Source organism: Faecalibacterium sp. I4-3-84 (genome assembly GCF_023347255.1).
Lineage (GTDB): Bacteria > Bacillota > Clostridia > Oscillospirales > Ruminococcaceae > Faecalibacterium > Faecalibacterium taiwanense.
Window position 1 is genome coordinate 2,562,085 of record NZ_CP094466.1, and the last position, 11,471, is coordinate 2,573,555.

Genomic DNA, 11,471 nt, shown 5'->3' on the forward strand with positions numbered 1-11,471 from the left:
AGCATGAAGCGACTTATGATTATCGGCCTGTGGCCGGACGACGCGGTCAATTATTGCACCGAGAAATGCGACTGCCGCAGGTACGCATTCGACAGGATACTTTACCACAGGGGCGGACGAGCCGCCCGCGAGCGCATCTGCATCCCGGTAGTTGACAGGAGCGGAGCGACAACGACATACCTCGACCTCCCTGTAACACTCCTCGAGGCGGGCGTCGTTTATCTCCGCCTCGACGACGGCAGCGACATTTTTTTGAGCAACACGCAGATGGCGTTAATTGCCAACGAAGTCGAGAGGCAACGCGCAGAGTGCGCAGGAACCGGCCTCAAGACGCTCGGGAAATGGTTTGAGAGCGGCCTCCCGACCGCAGAGGACTATCTCGAACCGGGCGACGAGGTAGACGAGGACCTGATTGGCTACTTTCTTGACGTCTTACCGCCACGCACAAACCGCGCAGGCCTGTTGCAGGTGGGCGGAGAAATCAGCACCGCAAAGGATGTCAACGGACGCTGGCAGCCGACCTACCTTACGTTCAAGCGACAGGGCGGCACATGGCGGTACGCAGGACGGTGTTTTGAGGGCTCTGCGGAGCCAGTTCAGAAGTACCAGTCCTCGCTAGAGAGGATGATGCTTACACGCTGTAAGCTACTGGGAGTTGTAGCGCAGGAGGTTGAAGCCTAATGGACTACAAGGACAAAATCCGAAAGCTCCTCGCTCTTGCAAAGAGCCCGGAGCCGGAGGAGGCAAAGCTCGCCCTGCTCAAGGCCCGCAAGCTTATGGCGGAGCACAAGCTCAGCGAGCGGGACCTCGAGGAACGGAACACTACGGTCATAAAACGGGCCATCGGCGAGAAGTTTTCCAAGAAAGCAAACTCGTGGATGGACCCGCTCTCAATCGTTATTGGAGAAAACTACTGCTGCTCGGCGTTTCGATGCAAAATTAGCGCAAAAACAACCGTTTGGCACGTCGGATTTATCGGCTTGGAGGGCGATATTGAAATCTGCGTAAAGATATTCCGGTATGCGGTCCGGTGCATTAAATCGGAGCAGAAGAAGCTCCGCAAACAGCACCGGGACTATTACACACCGCAGGAGATTGCAAAAATCTGCGATTCCTACGGCTATGGGTTCGCCAGAGGTGTATACGAGGCGTTCACAAGACAGAATGAGGAAAATCAAGAATACGGCCTTGTGCTGAAAGTCCCGGAGGAGGTCAAAGACGAGCTCGAAAAGATTGGACCGCCGAAAGAGTTCAAAAAGACGCCCCAGCCAAAGACGGTTGGAGAGCTCGACGCAGCATGGCGCGGCGTCGAGGACGGCAGGAAATTCGACCCGTCAAACAAGCTGGAAGAAAAGAAACAGGAGGCATAACCGACATGGCAAGTACGAAGTTTGAAGTCTCGATGGAAATTTTCAAGTTTCAGGGAGAACCGGATGTGAGCGTCACGCTGACCGGCAAGAGCCCCGCAGAGCTCGACACCGCGCTCAAAACACTCGAGACCATCGCCAAGACCACGACGCTGTACAACGGCGACAGCGCGCCGGAGGCGGAAAAGAGCGTCACCAGCGAGCCGAAGCAGGCCGCCTCGGTAGTTTCCACGGCGGACAAGAAAGCCCCCCCCCAAGAAGCCGGTAAGCTGGCTTACGCCCGTCGGCGCAAAGGGGCTCATGCTCCTGCGCTGCCCGAAATGCAAGAGCGAGTTTGTACAGTTCTTGCGCGAACCGCAAACGACCAACGAGTGCCGGAAGTGCGGCGCGAAAATCCCGCTGGACGCGCTGGCACGGTTCGAGTTCACCTGCCCGGTCTGCAAGAAGGAGAGCTACGGTCGGACGAACGTCGAGGACGCCGAAATCGTAAACGAGAAGTTCTCCTGCGTTTGCGGCCGGAGCATCCCGAAGCTCACGTGGAACCCGGCCAAGCGTTGCTATACGACGTAAGGAGGGCTGGATGATGAAAGCACTGACCCACAACATCCAGCAGGAGCGCGAGGACCAGCGCGACCGCTCCGCGCAGCTCTTTATGTGGTGCATCGTCGTTTCTATGCACCAAGACGACGGCATTGGCGCGTCCCGCCTCCTGCGGGCGTGTAACGAGATGGACGCTTTTGAGAAAAAATACCAGACGGCCATCCTATACGGCAGCAGCAAGAACGCAACGGACGCCATGAGGGAGAACCTCAAAGGCATCTGTGATTTTGAGGTCCGGCTGCCGGTTGACCGAGCTCCGAGAGGACGCCGGGAGGAGCAGCTCCGCATGGCAAGCAATCAGGGCGCAGAAATCGCGTGGCTTGTTATGGCGGCCACCTGTCACGAGACGTTCGGCTACGGGAGAGACCGGCTGGCGCGCCTCAAGCAGAACTCCATGAACAACTACAAGCAGTACCTCGAGTGGGAAAAAGAGGATAAGGACCTCGCCCTCGACCGTCTGCGCAGATGCGTACAGGACGCCCTCAAAGAGGACCTCCGCGTCACTGACACCGACGACCGCAAGGGGATGCTTTCGACCCCGGGCAGAGGCCCCAGCGTATACGAGACGGCCGCTGTCTACTCGGAGATATTCAGGAGGGCCAGAGCAGCCCGGGCAGTGGCTCCGCTCGCGGTATACAGCGCAGCGAAGTACGACGAAACCATGACGGCCGCCCGGAAACGGGCCAGCGTTATGCTCGGCTTATGACTATCTGCCCGAAAGAGTGCCCGGACAGACACCCGGGATGCCACGACCATTGCGAACGGTATGCGGAGAACAAGGCGGCATACCAGAAGATGAAGCAGGAGTACGACGGGAGCGTCCGAAACCCCTACTGCCGTAGGTGGACGCACCGAGCCATCGTGCGCAGTTTCAAGAAGAAATTCAGGTAAAGGAGTGGTGACTATGTACGAGGTTCTTTTAGAGCTTGACGACCTGCTGGAAACCTTAACTTACTGGCTTTCCTTTGCGGCCGTCGCCTTGTCAGTAATAGTTGTTGTGGCCTATGTATGGTGCAAGGCCGCCGAGCAGAAAGCAACCCGGGCGGAGCCCCGGAAAAGAAAGGATGGGATGACATGAAACAGAGCGAAAAGCTCACGCAGCTCCTTGAGCTCATGCAGGCAAACCCGGAGCTCCCGGTCATTCCCTGTGTAGATGGGGATGTTGTCAGCGGCGACGAGTATTACTGCTGGCTTGGCTCATGGGGAGAGAGCGCGGTTCAGGAGTTCGTCATCGGCAGAGAGAGAACCTACTACCGGGAGGACGATATTTCAGAGATGAACGACGTCCTCTGTGAACACTATGACCCGGAGCTCGTGGACAACATGACGGAGGAGGAGACGCGGGCGGCGTACAACGCGCTCCCGTGGAAGAAAGCCATCTTCGTCGATGTTCACCAATACGAGGAGGAACCGGATGCCGAGGTATGATGTGTTCCTTGAGGGCAGGGCAGAGAGCTCCACCTGCTACTTCGGCGTCGCAGTCATGGCAGACGACCAAAAAGAGGCGGAGTACCTCGGACACGAAGCAGGGCGGAAGAAACACCGCGAGTGTGACGAAATCGAGGTCGTCGGCGTTATGCCGGTGATTTCAGCCCGGAACGCCGGAAAAGGGAGGCTCTGCCAGCGCATTCCGCTCAAAGAACGCGCTTTGAAGTTTGTAAAGGAGGCTATCAAAAATGGAAGAAGTAAGATTGATTGACGCGAACGCTTTGCACAAGCGCATCGAAATGAATCTCCATGCCAGTAACCCGTTCACTATTGAAGAATGCTGCTATAAGGACGCCCTGAACAGCGTGGATGAGGCTCCCACCATCGACCCAGAGAGCCTGCGCGGTCATGCCAAGTGGGTGAAGGACAAGGAATTGAAGTTTATCATCGTCGATGATGAAAACAACAGTCACGAGGAACCGGCAATTCGCTGCACCCATTGCAATGCCAAAATTTCGCAAAGCGATTTCGACAGCTGGGTCTGGAACTTCTGCCCGGTCTGCGGGTTCAAGATGGAGGATGAAACGGAGGAGCAACATGAAACCGATTAACGCAGAGGAAATCGTCCGTGTATTCAACGGCTGGCTCGAGGAGGCGGACAGCCTCGCAGAGCGGGAGGCCATCGAGTGCTGCATTGACCACATTCGGGACGCCCCAGCAGTCAGTCAGCAGGAGCTCCGCAGCTATATGCTGCCGTGGTTCAGCCCATTCGCGGCTCCGTGGTGCGGGAAGATTCAGCGCGCTTTCCCGAAAGCCTACGTCACCATGAACTTCGAGCTGATTCTCGTCCCGAGGACGAACACATACATCAACCTCAACCACTGCAGCACCCCGGACGAGTTCAAGGCGGAGGTCATCGAGGGTGTATCGCGGTTTGCGTTCAAGGCGTTCACAAAGCCGCTGCGCAAGGAGCATCTCGACGGCATCAACAAGCTGCTCGACACCAAATTCACGCCGGAGGACATGGAGTACATCTACACCAACCTCGGCAACGGCATCAACCACGAGCTGTGCATGAAGTTTGTCAAGAGCGGGTATGACCTCGAAGTAATCGAGGAAAGCGTATGAACTGCCAATTTTGCGAAGATTACGAGTGGAGCAAGAAGCACAGGCCAAAGACCGGCAGAGAGTTATACACAAAGTATTACGTCTGCCTTTATGAGAGAACCCTCAGAAAGGGCTGCGGGCTTGCCTCAACCTACACTCACAAAAGACGGCCGCTGAACTTCTGCCCGGAGTGCGGCCGCCAGTTGAAGAAAACAAAAAAGGAGGATGAAACGTGAACGGAGTCATTCGGGGCCGATGCCCGAGGTGTGGCGGGAAAATTATTTATTCGGAATTTTACCAGAACGCACGGGACTACACAATCCGAAAAGACGGAAAAGTTCCGAAACGCTATGTATCCAGAAGCGGAGAACTAAGCGAGAGCGTAGCGGCCTGTGAAAACGGTTGCGGCGCATACTGGGAAGATGAAGATTTTTCCATCGGGCAAGACGGGATGTTCTACGACAATAAATACACGGAGGATGGGCAGGAATGAAAGAAAGACAAGTAGAGATCCTGCCCTGCCCGTTTTGCGGAGCGAATCCGTGCCGCATTGCAGAAAAAAGGGAGGTCGTCAATACCGAAACCGGTGAAGCGATAAGTAGTAATATCGGCATTACGTATTGGAAGCATCCCGAAACGCCTGATTGCGTTTTGGGATTCGGGATGTTTTTTCTCGACACGCCAGACGACATCCAAAGGTGGAACAGCAGAACCGATAAAGCAAAATCTAACCCCGAAACTTGAAAATGATTCAAGCGCATTTCAATCTTTAACCATCAAATTTGAAAATTGGAGGATAAAATTTATGTTTCCGCAGAGAAGAATGACGACCGACACCCCGGATGGGAATTATGAGCAGGCTCTCAACCTGTTCGTGCGCGGCGAGGACGGCTGGGTGCAGATGCCCAGCCGGAGCATCAGCCTCAACGACTACATGAAGCAGCTTATCAAGGCGCACAACGCAGATATTGACACCGAGGGAACTCCGGAGGAGTTCGACATGACCCTGTGCGAGCATCTGTTCGACGGCCCGGAGACCATCGAGGGCCTGCTTGCAGAGCACTACACCCTCTCGTGGGCTCTCGCCTCGTTGCGCGACAAGCTCAAGCACTACGAGGACGCGCTCATTCCGGAGATTATGCCGGAGGGCTTGCAGACCATCGACCGCGCCATCGGCACTTACGGCAAAGACGCCCAGCTCACCAAGGCTGTGGAGGAAATGTCGGAGCTCACCAAAGCCCTCTGCAAACTCAAAGAGTGCAAGCGCAAGTATGATACCCCGTTTAACAGGGAGACGCAGGAAGTACACTCGAACATCGAGGAGGAAATTGCTGATGTTTTCATCATGCTGGTGCAGCTCTTTGCAATTTTTAACCCTCACGAGCTGGTAAACATCACGAAAGTCGTATGGGACAAGCTCGACCGGCTCAATGACAATCTGGACAAAGAGGCAGCAAAGCAGGAGGCCAGCGATGCCGGAAAAGAGTGAGTTCGACAAGGCACTCGGCGAGCTGTACGACCTGACCGAGTGGGAGGACGCGGAGGCGGCCATCCGGGAGCTCCACGCGCGGGGGCCGGAAATTGAGAAGCTCTATCTCGACAGCAAGATTCTCCCCGGAGAGCTGCGAGCCCTCGTTATGGTGAGTAACTGCCTCGAGCGTGAGTTTATCCATCGGCAGCTTGCCACCGGGCAGCCGCTTCACATGAATGTTTTATAGGAGACAGCACAATGAGAGATGATGGTATGTTTTGCCCGTACAAGAAAAGCACGAAACGGGAAGTGAGCTACTCGTGGATTAGCCGGACCGAGATTACAACGGAGCGTTTCGGCTGGTGCTCGGAAAAGAAGTGCATGGCCTATGAGGATGGCCGCTGCAAGCGGCTGGAAAGAGAGGGAGCCCAGTGAAGAAAAGGAACTGCCGGATGACCGGCGAGGAGAAGAATGTACATGAGCGCGCCGTGAAGCTGCGCAAGATGACCGACGACAAGCTCGTGGAGCACATCGACCACATCCGGGAAGAGGCTTACAACACCGGCTACTCCGAAGCCGAGGCCCAGCGCGCATCGACCCCGGCCCCGGGCAAGACCCTGCCACAGCTCCTCGAGCAGCTCAACGCCGGAGAGTGCAAGGGCATCAAGAGCGCGACCGCCTACAAAATCGAAGAGTTCGCCCGCCAGCAGGGCTACCTCGAATGAGCGGCGCGGTAAAGGACCCGCTCCGGGCATTGCAGGGAGCCCGGAGCCGCGCGCAGGGCGGGCAGCTCGAGGAGAGAATCGAGGCATCCTGCACCCGGCTGGCGGAGGCAGGCCGCGCGGACATCAGCAAGACACCGGAGCCCATGCGGCCGGTAAGCCAGCCGAACAAAACGGGCCAGTTCCGCGCAGTCTACACCAAAAAGGCGGAACCAGACTTCAAGGGCGTCATGCTCGGCGGCCGCGCGGTGATGTTCGAGGCAAAGAGCACCGGGACCGGCAGGCTGAACAAAGACCGCGTTCTCCCGGAGCAGGCCAAAAAGCTCGATTCCTACGAAGCCCTCGGCGCGCACTGCTTCATCGTCGCCACATTCGACGGGCTACGGATGTACAGAATCCCGTGGACAGTCTGGCGCAGCATGAAGCAGCGGTACGGCCGGAGCTATGTCACGGAGCCGGACCTCAAGGAATACGCGGTACGGTTTGGCCCGGGCTTTACCCCGGACCTACTGCGTGGCATCCCGACGATGTACGACATCAACCCGCTTTCCAATGTGAGCGATGTACTCACGGCGTTTTGTGGGATGCCCTACGGGACGCAGCCCGAGACGGCAGAGTGGCGCGCGGCCGTGTACAGATTTAACCGCTTTATGAACTGGACGACGCCGGAACGCTTTGTGCCGGTGAACGAAATACGGAGGGAGCAACCGAACATGGGAAACCCGATATTCTCATTTATGGGCGTTCCCATCACGGAGGACAGCGCAGGCAAGCTCAAAGAGGCAATGAAGAAATGCGGCGTCTCCGCACTCGAAGTGGCGGGAGTTTGCGAACGCTTTGCAAAAATCGCCCGGGCCACACTCGACGAACTGCCGGACGGAATCAAAGAGGAGGAGCACGATGACTGAGCAGGAAATTGTGATGATGGCCGCAGAGGTAGCGGCAAAGGCGGCTGTCGCTGCCGTTCGGGCCATCTTAGGGAAAGAGATACAGGAGAGCGTCGAGGCCGCTGTGACGGACGCTGCCCGCCTCGGAGCGGAGGCCAGCATCAAGGCCGTGGAGCAGGAGCGCAAGAAGTTCCGGGACGGCCGGAGCGACAGGAGATTCCGCAATACCAAGCTCCTGCTGCGGAACTATACCGTGCTCAATGCCAACTGCTCCCACGCAGTATACGACGCGGCCAGCGCGGCCACCGGAGAGGAGAGCGTCGAGGAAATCGTGGAGGCACTGGACGAGCTGCTCGAGGAGAACCTCAAGGTCGAGAGCATTATGAAGTCGGCAGCCCGGACGCAGCTTATTATGCGCCATGTGAACAGGATGCTCGGAATCTACAAGGTCGTCTGCGAAAACAGCGTAGACGAGGGCGAGCAGAGGCACTACCGCGTCATCGAAGCCCTCTACCTGAGAGACCGGCCGCTCTCACCGACGGCCGTAGCGGAGCGGGAAAAAATCGACAAGCGGACGGTCTACAAGGATGTGGACGCGGCTTGCGCTACACTCTCCGCCCTGATTTTCGGCATTGACGGCATCAAGAAAGCCTGACGGCACGAGACGGACGACCCGTTTCGGGGCAAAAACACGGCATTGACAAGGCACTATACGAGTGCTAAACTACAAAATGTAGAATACCAACAGCAAAAAGAAATCCCCTAAACCCATAATTTTTCTCCTATTTGACGGGAGCCGCCTTGCGCAGGGCGGCTCCTCTTTTTTATGCGCAGGAGCGACCCGAAACGGGTCAAGGAGGAACGGCAGATGAAAATTATCACTCTGCCGGTGAGCGACCTCCATCCGGCGGACTACAACCCGAGGAAGGACCTCGCACCGGGCGACAAGCAGTACGAAAAGCTGGCCCGGAGCATCGAGACCTTCGGCTACGTTGAGCCCATCGTATGGAACCGGACCACCGGCAACATCGTAGGCGGCCACCAGAGGCTCAAGGTGCTGGTGCAGAAAGGCTACACCGAGGTACAGGTGGTAGAGGTCGGGCTCAACGAGCAGGAGGAGCGCATCCTCAATGTTTCACTCAACAAAATCTCCGGCCGGTGGGACAACGAGAAGCTCACCGCGATTCTGGACGAGCTGAAAGAGCAGGGCGAAATGGCCCTCACCGGCTTTGATGACTGGGAGCTCGATGCTCTCAAGGTGACATACGACCATATCGAGGACCTGCTGAACGAGGACTTTTCCGACACCGGCAAGAGCGAGCCGACAAGCTACACCATGACGTTCACCCTGCCCGAGGAGGTGCATGAGGCAATGGATAAGTACATTGACGAGAACCCCGCAGGCAAGGTCGAACTGGCGCAGTTGCTCGTGAACAAGGCAAAGGGGCTTATCTGATGGAAATTATCAAAAAGAGAATCGCGGACATGGAGCGCGCGGAGTATAACCCTCGCGTGGAGCTCATGCCCGGCGATGACGAGTATGAGAAGCTCAAGAGGAACATTGACAGGTTCGGCGTGGTAGTCCCAGTAATCTGGAACAAGCGCACGAACCGTGTCGTGTCCGGCCACCAGCGTCTCACCGTGCTTATGAACGAGGGCGTCACCGAGACGGATGTCTCTGTTGTTGACCTCGACGAGACCGCAGAGAAGCAGCTCAACATCGCCATGAACAAAGTGACGGGCGAGTGGGACGAGGTAAAGCTCAAGGAGCTGCTGGACGGCCTCGGCGACGCGGCCCCGGAGACGGGATTCGACCTGTACGAAATCGAGGCCCTCGAAAACAACGTGGACGCTCTCGTAGACGGCGACTTTCTCGACAGCGAGCTCAAGAGCATCGAGGAGACGTTCAACATCTCGCTCAAGTTCAGCGCGGAGGACCGCGACGTCCTGAAAGAGTACATAAAGGACAACGGAAAAGAGGACCTTGTTGCCGTAATCGTCCAGAAGATTAGAGGTGAGATTTAATGGGCTGCAAATGCGGGAGCCAGATTATTCTCTGTAACCTGCCTGTGCGTTTCGACACCTATCGCGGCTGCTCACACGGCTGCCGGTACTGCTTCGCACAGAAGAAAAACGACATCAGCCACATCGAGCGCGACGAAAGCGTAGACGGCCTGCGCTCCTTTATCGAGGGCAAGCGCGGCAACGAAACGGAGTGGTGCGACTGGAACATCCCCATCCACTGGGGCGGCATGAGTGACCCGTTCCAGCCGGTCGAAAAGCAGATTCACGCCAGCTACGAGTGCCTCAAGCTGCTGGCGGAGACGAAATACCCGTTTGTGGTGAGCACAAAGGGCCGCCTCATTGCGGACCCGGAATACCTCGACCTGCTGGCACAGTGCAACTGTGTGCTGCAAATCAGCATGGTGTGCAGCAAGTACGACCGCCTCGAACGCGGGACGCCCAGCTACGAGGAGCGGCTCACCATTCTCAAGACGGTATCGGCCAGAGTGCAGCGCACCATCGTCCGCATCCAGCCGTATATGCCCGAGGTGTTCCATGACGTTATGAAGAACATCCCTCGCATCGCGGAGGCAGGAGCCTACGGCGTCATCGTGGAGGGCATGAAGTTCTTTAAGGCCAAACCCGGCATGACGAAAATCGGCGGCGACTTCTGCTATCCGCTGCCCCGCCTCCGGCACGATTTTGAAGCCATCAAGGCGGAGTGCCATCGGTACGGCCTGAAATTCTACAGCGGCGAGAACCGGCTCCGCGCGATGGGCGACAGCATGACTTGCTGCGGCATCGACGGCCTGCCCGGATTCCGGCCGAACGAGTATAACCTCTGTATGCTGATGAACGGCAAGAACCCGGAGCCGACGGAAAAGATGAAAGAAGTCGGAACAGGCGGACCGTTCAAGACGCTGAACCAGAGCGCGGGCAGCGGGCGCAAAATTGCAAAGCAGAGCTTTTACGGCCTGATGCAGGAGGAGCTTGCCAAAAAGACCGCCTACCACAGAAAGGTGTTTGGACTGGATGAATGAGTACAGCCTGACGCCGGTTCAGGAGGTAGACGGGCTGCGCATCAAGCGGGACGACCTTTATGCCCCGTTTGGCCCCGGAGAGGTGAACGGAGGAAAGCTCCGGCAATGCGTGATGCTGGTGAACAGCGTCAAGAAGGACTACAAGAGCCTGCTGACGTATTGCAGCATCCACTCCCCGCAAGCACCCATCACCGCAGCAGTGGCCCGGGCGAACGGGATGCCGTGCAGAATCGTGTACGGCGGAACCACCCGGGAGAGCGTTGCGGCTCTGCCTATGCCCCGGCTGGCGATGAAATATGGGGCGTCCATAGTGCTCGCAGCACGTTCCGGCCGCCACAGCATTTTACACGCCCGCGCAAAAGAGCTGGCGGCGCAGGAAAACAGCTTTATTGTCCAGTACGGCATCAATATCATCGGGTACGGCGACACGCTGCTAACCGCAGTTGCGGCGCAGACAGAGAACCTCCCGGACGATATAGAAAACCTCGTGATGACCTGCGGCAGCGGCATCACCGCCACAGGCGTGATGATAGGACTGCACAGGTACGGGAAACGGGTCAAGAGGATGCACCTCGTAGCCACGGCCCCGGACCGGCGCGGATTCATCCATGAGACCCTCAAAAAGTACGGCGCAGACCGAGAGTTTGAGTACCACGACCTTTTCCACAGCCCCGGATTCGTTTATGAGAAGCCCGCAGCGGCTACATGGGGGGGCATTCGCCTGCATCCTCATTACGAGGCAAAGACGATGCAGTGGTTTAGAAGCTCCGGCATCGCACCGGAAAGCACCCTATTCTGGATTACGGGCGCGGAGCCTCGCAGCCCGGGACAGAGCTGAAAGTGAG

The 11,471-nt window shown here is 57.2% G+C and carries 21 protein-coding genes; all 21 read left to right on the plus strand.

Annotated features, from left to right (window positions below):
* Nucleotides 1-3: 3 nt before the first annotated feature.
* The 21 genes from MTP41_RS12625 (at nt 4) to MTP41_RS12725 (ending at nt 11,464) form a co-directional block, all read left to right on the plus strand.
* Complete coding sequence (locus MTP41_RS12625) at nt 4-681, plus strand: hypothetical protein (protein WP_249235650.1); 678 nt, start codon at nt 4-6, stop codon at nt 679-681.
* Complete coding sequence (locus tag MTP41_RS12630; protein WP_129872748.1) at nt 681-1,370, plus strand: DUF2786 domain-containing protein; 690 nt, start codon at nt 681-683, stop codon at nt 1,368-1,370. Before MTP41_RS12625 ends, MTP41_RS12630 begins: the two co-directional genes overlap by 1 nt.
* A 5-nt stretch (nt 1,371-1,375) precedes the next feature.
* Complete coding sequence (locus MTP41_RS12635; protein ID WP_249235651.1) at nt 1,376-1,951, plus strand: hypothetical protein; 576 nt, start codon at nt 1,376-1,378, stop codon at nt 1,949-1,951.
* On the plus strand, nt 1,948-2,673 hold the full coding sequence (locus MTP41_RS12640) for a hypothetical protein (protein ID WP_129872750.1): 726 nt from the start codon (nt 1,948-1,950) through the stop codon (nt 2,671-2,673). The genes MTP41_RS12635 and MTP41_RS12640 overlap by 4 nt, the downstream gene beginning before the upstream one ends.
* A gap of 198 nt (nt 2,674-2,871) precedes the next feature.
* Complete coding sequence (locus MTP41_RS12645; protein ID WP_154251255.1) at nt 2,872-3,045, plus strand: hypothetical protein; 174 nt, start codon at nt 2,872-2,874, stop codon at nt 3,043-3,045.
* A complete protein-coding gene (locus MTP41_RS12650; protein WP_129872751.1) occupies nt 3,042-3,395 on the plus strand; it encodes a hypothetical protein in 354 nt (117 codons plus the stop codon). The genes MTP41_RS12645 and MTP41_RS12650 overlap by 4 nt, the downstream gene beginning before the upstream one ends.
* Nucleotides 3,382-3,666 (plus strand): hypothetical protein, encoded by a 285-nt coding sequence (locus MTP41_RS12655; protein ID WP_238077799.1) that lies wholly within the window; start codon nt 3,382-3,384, stop codon nt 3,664-3,666. The genes MTP41_RS12650 and MTP41_RS12655 overlap by 14 nt, the downstream gene beginning before the upstream one ends.
* Nucleotides 3,644-4,006, plus strand: a complete 363-nt coding sequence (locus tag MTP41_RS12660; RefSeq protein ID WP_238077798.1) for a hypothetical protein — start codon at nt 3,644-3,646, stop codon at nt 4,004-4,006. Before MTP41_RS12655 ends, MTP41_RS12660 begins: the two co-directional genes overlap by 23 nt.
* Nucleotides 3,993-4,523, plus strand: a complete 531-nt coding sequence (locus MTP41_RS12665) for a hypothetical protein (RefSeq protein WP_249235652.1) — start codon at nt 3,993-3,995, stop codon at nt 4,521-4,523. Before MTP41_RS12660 ends, MTP41_RS12665 begins: the two co-directional genes overlap by 14 nt.
* A 211-nt stretch (nt 4,524-4,734) precedes the next feature.
* The gene (locus MTP41_RS12670) at nt 4,735-4,995 is read left to right on the plus strand and encodes a hypothetical protein (protein WP_238077796.1); all 261 of its coding nucleotides are present in this window, start codon (nt 4,735-4,737) and stop codon (nt 4,993-4,995) included.
* Nucleotides 4,992-5,246 carry a hypothetical protein gene (locus MTP41_RS12675; protein ID WP_249235653.1) on the plus strand — a complete coding sequence of 85 codons (255 nt, stop codon included), beginning with the start codon at nt 4,992-4,994 and terminating at the stop codon, nt 5,244-5,246. Before MTP41_RS12670 ends, MTP41_RS12675 begins: the two co-directional genes overlap by 4 nt.
* Before the next feature lie 61 nt (nt 5,247-5,307).
* Nucleotides 5,308-5,991, plus strand: coding sequence for a hypothetical protein (locus tag MTP41_RS12680; protein WP_249235654.1), 684 nt, complete (start codon nt 5,308-5,310; stop codon nt 5,989-5,991).
* Entirely contained in the window at nt 5,975-6,220 is a 246-nt protein-coding gene (locus tag MTP41_RS12685) for a hypothetical protein (RefSeq protein WP_249235655.1), read from the plus strand. Before MTP41_RS12680 ends, MTP41_RS12685 begins: the two co-directional genes overlap by 17 nt.
* An 11-nt stretch (nt 6,221-6,231) precedes the next feature.
* A complete protein-coding gene (locus MTP41_RS12690; RefSeq protein ID WP_238077792.1) occupies nt 6,232-6,408 on the plus strand; it encodes a hypothetical protein in 177 nt (58 codons plus the stop codon).
* Complete coding sequence (locus tag MTP41_RS12695; protein ID WP_238077791.1) at nt 6,405-6,698, plus strand: hypothetical protein; 294 nt, start codon at nt 6,405-6,407, stop codon at nt 6,696-6,698. The genes MTP41_RS12690 and MTP41_RS12695 overlap by 4 nt, the downstream gene beginning before the upstream one ends.
* The gene (locus MTP41_RS12700; RefSeq protein WP_249235656.1) at nt 6,695-7,603 is read left to right on the plus strand and encodes a Holliday junction resolvase RecU; all 909 of its coding nucleotides are present in this window, start codon (nt 6,695-6,697) and stop codon (nt 7,601-7,603) included. Before MTP41_RS12695 ends, MTP41_RS12700 begins: the two co-directional genes overlap by 4 nt.
* Nucleotides 7,596-8,237, plus strand: a complete 642-nt coding sequence (locus MTP41_RS12705; protein ID WP_117505032.1) for a hypothetical protein — start codon at nt 7,596-7,598, stop codon at nt 8,235-8,237. Before MTP41_RS12700 ends, MTP41_RS12705 begins: the two co-directional genes overlap by 8 nt.
* Nucleotides 8,238-8,450: 213 nt before the next feature.
* Nucleotides 8,451-9,038, plus strand: a complete 588-nt coding sequence (locus MTP41_RS12710; RefSeq protein WP_249235657.1) for a ParB N-terminal domain-containing protein — start codon at nt 8,451-8,453, stop codon at nt 9,036-9,038.
* Nucleotides 9,038-9,607, plus strand: coding sequence for a ParB N-terminal domain-containing protein (locus MTP41_RS12715; RefSeq protein ID WP_117505029.1), 570 nt, complete (start codon nt 9,038-9,040; stop codon nt 9,605-9,607). The genes MTP41_RS12710 and MTP41_RS12715 overlap by 1 nt, the downstream gene beginning before the upstream one ends.
* Nucleotides 9,607-10,626, plus strand: coding sequence for a radical SAM protein (locus tag MTP41_RS12720; RefSeq protein WP_249235658.1), 1,020 nt, complete (start codon nt 9,607-9,609; stop codon nt 10,624-10,626). The genes MTP41_RS12715 and MTP41_RS12720 overlap by 1 nt, the downstream gene beginning before the upstream one ends.
* Nucleotides 10,619-11,464, plus strand: a complete 846-nt coding sequence (locus MTP41_RS12725) for a pyridoxal-phosphate dependent enzyme (RefSeq protein ID WP_117535126.1) — start codon at nt 10,619-10,621, stop codon at nt 11,462-11,464. Before MTP41_RS12720 ends, MTP41_RS12725 begins: the two co-directional genes overlap by 8 nt.
* Nucleotides 11,465-11,471 lie beyond the last annotated feature (7 nt).